The 9,774-nt window shown below is 52.7% G+C and carries 5 protein-coding genes; 1 reads left to right on the top strand and 4 read right to left on the bottom strand.

The features are described from left to right. Window positions 1-433: 433 nt before the first annotated feature. Together AAC007_RS17155 and AAC007_RS17160 are read right to left on the bottom strand one after the other, a co-directional pair. Complete coding sequence (locus AAC007_RS17155) at window positions 434-3,241, bottom strand: class I adenylate cyclase (RefSeq protein ID WP_339678430.1); 2,808 nt, start codon at window positions 3,239-3,241, stop codon at window positions 434-436. Window positions 3,242-3,340: 99 nt separating this feature from the next. After that, entirely contained in the window at window positions 3,341-5,524 is a 2,184-nt protein-coding gene (locus tag AAC007_RS17160) for a hydantoinase/oxoprolinase family protein (protein ID WP_296435072.1), read from the bottom strand. Window positions 5,525-5,883: 359 nt separating this feature from the next. On the opposite strand from AAC007_RS17160, the gene mutM reads away from it, so the two are divergent. Further along, window positions 5,884-6,702: a bifunctional DNA-formamidopyrimidine glycosylase/DNA-(apurinic or apyrimidinic site) lyase gene (mutM, locus tag AAC007_RS17165; protein WP_296435083.1), complete on the top strand. Its 819-nt coding sequence runs from the start codon at window positions 5,884-5,886 to the stop codon at window positions 6,700-6,702. 334 nt (window positions 6,703-7,036) lie between these two features. Here the strand turns inward: mutM and AAC007_RS17170 are convergent, their stop codons facing one another. Then, the gene (locus AAC007_RS17170) at window positions 7,037-7,174 is read right to left on the bottom strand and encodes a hypothetical protein (protein WP_339678434.1); all 138 of its coding nucleotides are present in this window, start codon (window positions 7,172-7,174) and stop codon (window positions 7,037-7,039) included. A gap of 333 nt (window positions 7,175-7,507) precedes the next feature. Beyond that, a complete protein-coding gene (gene ggt, locus AAC007_RS17175) occupies window positions 7,508-9,268 on the bottom strand; it encodes a gamma-glutamyltransferase (RefSeq protein ID WP_339678436.1) in 1,761 nt (586 codons plus the stop codon). Window positions 9,269-9,774: the final 506 nt, after the last annotated feature.

The following is a 9,774-nucleotide window of genomic DNA, read 5'->3' on the forward strand; positions in this document are numbered from 1 at the left end:
ACGGATTGGGAACGTTTTGGGTGACGGTACGGGAGCATTGCGGATGACACCACCATACTACGTCATTCCCGACCCCGATCGGGGATCCAGTGTGAGCGGCAGTGAATGCTTCTAGCGTCGGACGCCAGACGTCTAACGTAAAGCGGAGTATGTGGAGTGCTGCAAAGTCCGAGGGCTATGGATCCTCAATCGAGTTGAGGATGACGGGTTGGGAACGTTTTGGGTGACGGTACGGGAGCATTGCGGATGACACCACCACACCACGTCATCCCCGACCCCGATCGGGGATCCAGATGAGCGGCAGCGAATGCTTTTAGCCTCCGACACCAGACGCCCGACAACTGACCAGGCACCAACATCTGACCAGGCACCAGTATCCGGCCAAGCACCAACGCCCGGGCTCCGACGAACCACTAGCGTTCGACACCAGACGTCAGACGTCCGGTGAACCAAAAGCGTGCGCCAGCACGGAGGTATTCAATATCTCCTCAATATGCTGCTTATAGCGCATGTAAACGCAGGTTTGCTGCGGTAGCATCATGCTGAGGTCTATGCGGTTTAGTTGGTAGTGCTGTGGTTGTTTATTGAGCAGTTGCAGTTGTTCGGCCAGTTCGTCGAATAGCTTTTGTCCCGCATGAGCGTAGCTAAATAGTTGGTCATTGCAGCGCATATCAAACACCAAGCGACCAGCGTCCTGGGTTTGTGCTAGGGCTTCAAGATGAAGCTGGGGTGTATTGTGAGCTCCTTTATCTATCGGATCATCAAAGTCAGTGATTGGCTCACAAGACCATGCTTCATTTTCCTGGTGCAATTCAAATACGTGAAATTGATGCTTGCTGCCCTGCTCCTTTTTACATTCGTGGAGAAAGGCGAGTAGTGGTTGAATCAGTGCCTCGACACTGGTAAATGCGGCGTTGCTGTGATGTAGCGAGCCGCGCTCATCGCGCAAAAATAGCTCGGCGCTATCGCCAATGCGGTGGAAGAATAGGTAGCAGTCGGGTCTACTGGCGGTATTAATAATGGCGGCCAGCGCGGTGTTGGGTACGCAGTAGCGATCCAGGATCACTGGGCTATACTCGCGTTGACCGCGGCCTAAGCATTGGATCAGTGTGGCGTAATTGCTGGCAAAAATACTGTGTAGCTCGTCATTTTTGGACTGCAAAATATAGAAGCCGCTGCTCAGTTTAATAACAAGGCGTTTATTTGCAGGTTTGGTATAAAAAGCGCGATACAACAATTTAGGAAGATGTTGGCTGCGTTTCAATAATCTGTCGTCGGTATCATTAAAAGACAGTGCGTGAATACTGGGTGGGTGACTGCCGCGGGAAGCGGCCACCATGAGTTGCTGATAGGTTCTAAACGCATCTAATACGGTTTCTGTGCCCGTGTAAGCTAAGGTCGCGACTTCGCCCCAGCTATTGATAATGACGATTTCAATTTGATCAATTGGATAGCTATTGGTGTGCTTACTAAGCCCCGCCGCTCCCAAGGCATTGAGTGCATGTTGGCCCAAATTAAGATACAGCAGTAGTGTTTCTGGCACCTTGGGGCGATTAAAGAATTCGTGTTTGTCGGGGTCGGCAGCGTAGGCGCGGCGGGGTAGGTACTTGCAGAGATGATCGGCTAAACGTCGCAAATCCGATTCGTTAACACCGTCCTGTTTTCCATTTAGCCGCAGCCGACTGTAATCATTAATCAGACCATTGCAGTAACACCAGCAAAGCAAGCCGCTAAGATGGTCGTGTTCCTGCAGAATGGCGTCTGCTTCAAAGTCGTGGCGGGCGCTGGTGCTCACCGCCCAGCGACGCTGGCTACCGAATCCGGAGGAGTGGAAAAATAATTGTTCTTCTGACAAATCTGGCGCAATGCCGGGGTTTAGCCACTCTACTTTATTGCGCTTGCGTTCAAAGGCGGCATAAAGTTTTCGACCGAGCAGGGTCATTTCTTGCGATTTAATCAAGGCGGGGCGTTTGCTTCGCTGGGCAAAGTCCTGCAAAAAGCGATAACTATTAGTAAGCTCTGCCACCAAGAACCGATGCTCCTCTCGCACTCGGCGCAGTTTCCAGCGGTTGCGGGTATCTAAGTTAAGCAGTTGCTCCGGCGGCCACTGCCATTCGCGGATTAATTTTTCCAGCAGCTGGCGCCGCCATGTGGTGTTGCTGATATTGAGCTGCGACAGGTGAATACCAACCTTGAAATAAAAGGCGCGGCGAACTAGCTCCAGGCGGTCAAACTCATTTCGTTCTTGTAGATAATTTGCTAATCGTTGATACACCATGACATAGGGGTCGAGGGTGTCGGCGTCGGTAATACCGTCGTGAATAGATTGCTTAAGGCTGACTGAAAGTGGCAGTACTCGGGGGAAATCGCGGGCGTAAACCTCCGTTAGAAGTAGTTTTAGTACCGCCTTGTACGGCGAGCTAATCGCTTTATACAACTGCCAAACACCGGCACCTATAAACTCACCGGCGGGGATGTCGGAAACACCGCCGAAATCAATCGACTCGTCAGGTCCCACAAAGCCCTGCGAATGCAGTAGTGCGGTGTACTCCTGGTAATTCACCTCTTCCTCTGGCGGCACCAGCCACCAAATCGGATAGCGCCCCGCAACGAGCAGTGCGCTGCGGTAAAACTCATCCAGCAGTAAAAAATGCTGGCTGGTGCCGGCGGATTCGGCGCTGAGCTGATCGCGCTGGCCCCGCCGAAACTGATCGTTGTTCATCAGAAAAAAATGGATTTCCAGGCCCAGAGTTTTCGCCCACTCGGTAATGGCACCCGCTTTGTGATAAAGCTTTTCTAAACCGATTTCATCGATAGTCGCGTGGTGACAAAGCCAAACGTCTAAATCAGAATCTTCTGCTTGCGCGACCGTACCGCAGGAACCCATCAGGAAAACGCTGTGAATCAGCGGTGGGGATTGATCTTCTGGCCGGTATTCCATGCTGCGGGCAATGTTTTTGCGCACCCGCTCCAGCGTCAGCGTGTCGGGTTGGTAGCCGTCGATTCCGCAGGGCGCACTCTGGCTGTTATACCCAGGTAAGATGGGATGGTTTATGTGAATGAGCAGCGGCAGCAAGTCTAAGAATATTTGTTGGCGAGGTAGCAGGGCGGTCCGAGTGCGAAGCATGCGTTCGCGATTAAGCTTTAAAAATCGATCGCGAACTAGCTCCAATCCGTCGTGGGTGATGCCACGATCGAACAGGGGATTGTGAATGTGATTGTTGCTAGACGTATCCGTCATGCTCTGCGACCCGATGTAACTCTGCGTCCACTGTACCGGCATTCACTGCCTGTTGTCATGTTCGGACTTGTCGCAGATTTTGGCCGCATAAAGATAAAATTAGTGGAGTCGACTTAGCAATAAGTGACCTTGGCGATCCACCTTAGCTTGCCATTTCTGTTCCAGCCAAAGCGTGGCAACGGCATCACTGATGAGCGCTGGACCGCGAATAACTTGCTCGCAAGCAAGCTGTGCGCGTTCATAGCGCGGCACCTGGCTATTTTTCTCTAGGCGGTTTTCGGTGGAGGCCATCATTACGGTTTGTGTGTCGAGCGCCTCAGCTGGCGTGTTATTGAGGATATCCGGCAGCGTTATTGCGAGGGTATCTGCGCGCACGGCTTGCCGAATATTGATTAGCTGAATAGGAATGTCGAGCTCGTGTCCATAGAGATCGCGATGAGCGCGATGAAAGGCATTCTGAAGAGTGTCTATGTCGTCCTGCCACGCCAAATTGAGAGTATAAGATTGACCCACATAGCAAAGGTCGACCGAGGGGTGGGCGACTATCTGCGCAGAATCAATGCCCTCAGCCTCTAATTGCTGGCGACCGGTATCTGCGAGCTCGTCCAATGATTGCCGCAAAACGTGCTTATCAAGATCCGTGAGTCCGGTATTGATGGTGCGCGAAAGTTGCCGCTCGCGGGGGGCCAACAGCATACCTAGCGCGGAAAAAACACCGGCGTAGTTGGGTACGATGATCTCAGGGCAACCTAAGGCGTCAGCCAATGCGCAAATATGGAGTCCACCTGCGCCGCCAAAACAGCAGAGACTAAATTCCTCCGGGTCGTGACCGCGCTGCACAGAAATAACTCGCAAGGCCCGCACCATATGTTCGTTGGCGATATCAATAATACCTGCGGCAGTGTCTTCAATACTGACGCCAAGCGCATTGGCGAGCTCGCTCACGGCTAGACTCGCGGCCTCGTTATTTAGCGGCATGGTACCACCGAGTCGCGCATTGGCGGGCAGTCGCCCTAACACGACATTGGCGTCGGTGACGGTGGGCCTTATTCCGCCCTTGTTGTAACACGCGGGGCCGGGGTCGGCGCCCGCAGATTCCGGCCCCACGCGCAACATACCGCCTTCGTCGAGATAGGCAATGGAACCGCCGCCGGCGCCAATGGTGTGCATATCCACCATCGGTACTGCCACTGGGTAAGGGCCAATGCGACCTTCATTGGTCAGCTTGATGTCGCCATTGATCAAGGCGACATCACTAGATGTGCCGCCCATATCGAAGGTCATTAATTTTGCGCGCTGCAAGGTGTCGCCTAGATGCTTTGCTGCGGCAAGCCCGCCGGCAGGGCCAGAGAGTAATAAATTCACCGCGCGTTGCGAGGCATTGGCGGCGTCTGTTGTACCCCCGGATGACTGCATCACGGATATCGGCGTGGTGTTTAAGGAGGCCTGCAAATTGGCCAAGTATTGGGCTACTTTTGGGCCGAGCCAGGCATTAAGCCACGTTGCCATGCCGCGCTCGTATTCTTTGTACTCTGGCAGCACCTCTGAGGAGCGCGACACAAAAATGCCGTCGGGGATATTCGCGGCAAGCACCTTTTCAAAGTCGGGATTGATAAACGAGAACAATAAATTTATCGCCACTGCCTCGGGTTTGAGCACGGCCATCTCACTGATTAATGTGTCGATATCGTGTTGGTTGAGCGGCTCAACAATACTGCCATCGGCGCCAAAGCGACCGCCGGTTTCCAAGCAAAGCTCGGTGGCAACAGGAATCGCCTTGGCTTTGGGTTTCAGGTCGTAGAGAGCCTCACGAGTTTGGCGGCCAATGCTTAACATATCGGCAAAACCACGGTTGGTAATAAACACCGTCTTAGCGCCTTTGCCTTCCAGCGCCGCATTGGTTGCTACCGTTGAACCGTGCACGACCACGAGGCGGCCTTGCCCGATCAAATCCTGCAAACCTAATTCACGAATACCGTTCAAAATCGCTAGCTCCGGACTTGCTGGCGTCGATGGACACTTAAAGCAGCGAATCTGCTGATCGTGAAACAACACAAAATCAGTAAACGTGCCGCCGGTATCGACACCGAGATAAGCGAGTGGGGCAGAATTAGGCATAAGAAACTCAAATGAAGACGTGCCGCTATTGTCGCTAGTGGGAAGGCGTTTGTCACCGGCTGTGGATAAGGTATGTCGGGTGTTTGACGTCTGGCGTCGGGGGACAAAGGCATTCGCCGAAGTGACGTCGGAAGTTAAACGTCCGGCGTCCAATGTTAAAGGCATTCGCTGTCGCTCACACTGGATCCCCGATCGGGGTCGGGGATGACGTGGTTTTGAGGGTTCGGTGATGACATGGTTTTGAGGATTCGGGGATGACGTGGTTTTGAATATTCGGGTATTTCGTGGTTTTGAGAAGTCGAGGGGCTTGGTTTTGAATTGATGGAGATGACGTGGTTTGAATTGACGGAGACGAGGACGCATCGAAGGAGCGGGGATGGCTTCGAGTGCTAATGCCAACTCCCCATCCGTCATCCTCAACTCGATTGAGGATCCATAGACCTCGAGACCAACACCCCTGCCGAATGACGAAAAGCGCTACGCTGCGATACAATCGCTGTCCCGCCACTGTGTTTGAGATTGTCGTGCCTGAATTACCCGAAGTAGAAACCGTTAAACGTGGTATCGCCCCCCATTTGGTGACGCGGCGTTTTAAAAATGTGATTGTTCGAGACCATCGCTTGCGCTGGCCGGTCGATCCTAATTTAGCGGATTACTTAGTAAACCAGGAAATCTTAAGTGTTGAGCGTCGGGCGAAATACGTCTTAGTGCGCTTGGCTACCGGATATTTGGTGATTCATCTTGGTATGTCGGGGCGACTGTATTTTGTCAGTGACAATACGCCGGTTGCTAAACACGACCACCTAGATTGGCAGCTAAGCGATGGGCAGACCCTGCGCTACACCGACCCCCGACGATTTGGTGCGGTTATTTGGATCTCTGGCGACGATGTGTCAAGCCATAAACTATTTGCCAAGCTTGGTCCTGAACCACTGCTAGAAGAGTTTAATGCGGAATACCTTTTTAAGCGTTCTAGAAAACGTAAAGTGCCGATCAAAAGCTTCCTAATGGACGCGCACGTTGTGGTCGGCGTTGGCAATATATACGCCAACGAAGCCCTATTTATGGCCGGCATATCACCCATTCGAGAGGCGGGTAGCATCAGCTTGGCGCGCTACACCCGACTAGTTGTCGGAATAAAACAGGTCTTAGACAAAGCCATATTACAAGGTGGCACAACCTTGAAAGACTTTGTCGGCGGAGATGGCAAACCAGGCTATTTCAAACAAGAATTACAAGTGTATGGGCGCGGTGGCTTAGCTTGTAGTCACTGCGCAAAAATACTGCAAGAGATAAAACTGGCGCAGCGCACCACCGTATTTTGTAAGGCGTGCCAGCGGTGAATGACTAAGCGTCAAAAGCGGTTGCTGCGTGAAAGGATAGCGACGCCGATTTGAATATTGTTCATCGCGGGACAAAGCCCGAGGTTTATGGATCCTCACTCGAGTTGAGGATGACGGTGGTGGTACGTTGAGGATGACACCGCTACACCCCGTCATCCCTGACTCTCCAAAACCACGTCATCCCCGACCCCCCAAAACCACGTCATCCCCGACCCCGATCGGGGATCCAGTGTGAGCACAGCGAATGCTTTTACTTTTAATATCAAACACTTCGCTATAGTGCGTAAATGTCGCTGGCATAGTCTCAGTGCGGTAGTGGCGGAAGGCCCGAGGTTTATGGATCCTCAATCAAGTTGAGGATGACGGTGGTGGTACGTTGAGGATGACGGTGGAGGAGGTTGAGGATGACGGTGGCGGTACGTTGAAAATGACGGCGGATGAGGTTGAGGATGACAATACCAAACCAAGTCATCTCGACCCCCCCAAAACTCCGTCATCCCCGACCCCGATCGGGGATCCAGTGTGAGCGAAGCGAATGCCCTTAGCGCCTGACGTCAGACGCCCGACTTCACCACGGTATATTGTTGAGTGTTACAAAGCCCGAGATCCATGGATCCTCAATCGAGTTGAGGATGACGGGTTGGGAACGTTGAGGAAGACGGTGGGTTAGCGTTGAGGATGACACCGCTACACTTCGTCATCCCCGACCCCGATCGGGGATCCAGTGTGAGCAAAGCGAATGCCCTTAGCATCAGACACCCGACTTCCGACTTACCGAAACCCCGCCATCAGTCGAAAAATCGCATCAAAACCCCAACGCCTGCCCCTCTCGACGTGGGTCGGCAGCACCTTCCAAACCAGAAGCCTTAATCAAAATCCCGTGTAATCCGCTGGTTTGAGCGCCTTCGGTAAACTGGTGGCCGCGTTTTTTAAGCTGACTTTTTGTCGCGTTAGTAAACCGGCCGGTTTCTAGCTCGGTGGTGTCGCCCATGGCAATGACATGCCCAGCGCTTATCGCCGTTGCGATATCGTCACCGTCAGCAAGAATACGATATAGGCTGCCGGCTACGTAATCGATAATTCTCGCGCCACCGGGCGAGCCAATGGCCAATACCGGCTTGTCATTTTTAAACACAATAATGGGTGACATCGACGATCGTGGTCGTTTACCCGCCTGTATGCGATTAGCAATCTGGCTGCCGTCAGTGTTCTTAGGCGTAAATGAGAAATCCGTTAGTTGGTTATTCAGCAAAAAACCGCCGACAAAAACGCGGGAACCAAACGCGGTTTCGATACTGGTGGTCATGCTCAGAACATTCCCTGCAGCATCCACAATACTGAAATGGCTGGTGGAGGGGAGCTCCGGTGAGTTACTCATTGCATGTTTTGGTGCTGCCGGTGGGCTGCCTGCCTCCACCGAAATAGCGCGCTTTTTAGGATCAATAAGCGTGGCTCGTTGAGATAAATACGCAGAATCAACAAGTCCTAGCGTGGGCACATCAACAAAATCCGGATCGGCAACATAGGTATTACGATCTGCAAATGCCAGACGAGAGGCTTCAATAAATGTGTGGTAGAAATCCACGTCGTTCGAGTTAGCGCCCTTGGCTTCTGCGGCTTCAATCATCTTTAAAATGGCAATTACCGTTGTACCACCGGACGAGGGTGGTGGCGCACCGCAAATCTTATAAACTCGAAACGTCGCACAAACCGGGGGTCTTTGCTTTGCCTGGTAGTTTGCCAAATCTATAGCGCTAAGCTGACCTGCGCGGTTTGGGTCTGATGCCACTGCGTTAACAATTTTCTTTGCGATCTCACCTTTATAAAAAACAGCACTGCCATGACGTGCGATCTTCTTTAAAGTAGCCGCATAAGCGGGGTTTTTCAGGCGTGTGCCGATGGCTTTTGGTTTGCCGCTGCGATCAAAGAAGTAGCGTTTTATCTCTGGATTCACTGCCACCTTCGGCATTTTGACCAATAGGGTATGAAGGCGCGGCGAGATATAAAAACCCTTATCTGCAAGCGCAATAGCAGGTGCAAATAAATCGGCCCAAGGCAGCGTGCCAAATTTTTTATGGGAGTCTTCAAGCATGGCTATAACGCCCGGAACCCCAACTGAATGCCCGCCGATAACGGCCTCAAAGAAGCCCATCGTGGTATTGTCAGCCTTCAAAAAATAGCCCTCGTCAGCTGCCTGCGGCGCAGTTTCACGGCCGTCCCAGCTACTAAGTTGCTTTTGCTTCGCGTCCCAAAAAAGCATAAACGCGCCACCGCCAATGCCAGATGATTGCGGCTCCACAAGCCCGAGAACCAGTTGCGCAGCAATACCCGCATCAATAGCTGAACCGCCAGCCCGCAAAATTTTATCCGCGGCGGCGGTCGCGTAAGGGTTTGCGGTTACCGCCATCGCAGACTTGGCGTGAACCACCTTTGAATCGCTAAAACCGCTGGCAGCCTCCGGCACAATAACCGGATCACTGGCAAACAAGGCGGGACTTAACAGCGTGGCGACATAAATCGATGCTACGGCTAACAGCCGACGAGGATTTTTTAGTAAAGCAGGCATAGGGAAAATCACTTCAAGCGCAAGATAAACCAGCTTGCCACGCAAAAAAGCAAAGCGCAAAGCGCCGGTGGTTTAAGTGCAAGATTGCTGGATCCTCAATCGAGTTGAGGATGACGGGGTGGGAACGTTGAGGATGACCGATTGGGAACGTTGCGGATGACGGGTTGGAAACGTTGAGGATGACGGCGGTTGTACATTGAGGATTACTGGGTAGCGTTGAGGATGACAACCTCAAAACTACGCCATCGCCGCGCCCTAAAAACTACGTCATCCCCGACCCTCCAACACTACGTCATCCCCGACCCCGATCGGGGATCCAGTGTGAGCGGCAGCGAATGCCCTTGGCGTCAGACGCTCGACGTCTGACGTAACTGCGGAGTATGTGGAGTGCTACAAAGCCCGAGGGCTATGGATCCTCAATCGAGTTGAGGATGACGGATTGGGAACGTTGTGGGTGACGGTACGGGAGCATTGCGGATGACACCACCACACCACGTCATCCCCGA

The sequence above is a fragment of the uncultured Zhongshania sp. genome, from assembly GCF_963975605.1.
Classification (GTDB): Bacteria; Pseudomonadota; Gammaproteobacteria; order Pseudomonadales; family Spongiibacteraceae; genus Spongiibacter; species Spongiibacter aquimaris.